The sequence below is a fragment of the Alicyclobacillus suci genome (assembly GCF_017329615.1).
GTDB lineage: Bacteria > Bacillota > Bacilli > Alicyclobacillales > Alicyclobacillaceae > Alicyclobacillus > Alicyclobacillus suci.
In genome coordinates this window covers 1-857 of the sequence record NZ_JAFMTW010000139.1, presented here as the reverse complement: position 1 = coordinate 857, position 857 = coordinate 1, and the positions used below count along the sequence as shown (strand labels likewise).

General features: G+C 41.8%; 2 protein-coding genes. One reads left to right on the top strand and one right to left on the bottom strand.

All coding sequences use genetic code 11. The features are described 5' to 3' along the window. Positions 1–189, top strand: a 189-nt coding sequence (locus J3482_RS20155; RefSeq protein WP_206923080.1) for a hypothetical protein, incomplete at its 5' end; no start/stop codon positions are given. 53 nt (positions 190–242) lie between these two features. Here the strand turns inward: J3482_RS20155 and J3482_RS20150 are convergent. After that, on the bottom strand, positions 243–857 hold a 615-nt coding region (locus J3482_RS20150), incomplete at its 5' end, for a geobacillin-26 family protein (RefSeq protein WP_206923079.1).

Here is an 857-nt window from a genome sequence, read left to right as displayed (position 1 = left end):
ACGGCGCAAGAATACCGATATATGGAATATTGTCTGCTTACCCTAGGTGTTGTTCCTTTTTCACCTCCACCCAAAACGACCATTCTGCAAAACGCTCAAATAATAAATATCACCATCATTAATATCCAAAAAAGAATCATAATTATTCCGCCAGTAGACACACAACTTCTTCCCTTCAAAATACAGTAAATAGGCGCACGATAATGTATACGCCTATTTACTGTATTGTATTTTCAGAAAAATTAAACGCCCGGTATGTTATAGTAAGCTGAGATGTCTTCTTGATGGTCTGTCCAAGCTTTACCGGCAAAGGTGGCGCATGTTATGCCAAAACCTATCGCCACAACACCAGCGATAACTGCACCTGCAGTTTCAGGAGCCGTTACTATTGCAATAATACCGCTCACCCCTGCACCTGCGGCTGCAGCATAGCAATCTTGCTCTGCATTAGAAGTATTACCCACTGCATTCTGATAAGTGCTTAAACCACTTGCATTTTTACTACTTTGATAACCAGACCAAGTGCCGTGTCCACCTAAGCCAATCGACCAATACTTTGAGCTACTGGAGTAAATACTTTTATCCGCATAGTCTCCCCACCAGCCTTCAGAAGTGTCTGCACTGACATATAAAGGTTTAATACCGGTTCCAGTTGTTCCAGTAGCAGGTGAGTTATTCAGATTAATTGTAGTGGTCTGACCATTGGATGTAATAGTTACTACATTATTAACTGGTATTAAGTCAATATGGTGGACACCCCAAACCGAGAATGTATGAAAATCCCATTTCGTTTGCTTAGGCTGCAGGTTTGTGTGTCCGTTCGTACGTCGCTTGGTATTGGGCTGGTGTTTTGTAAT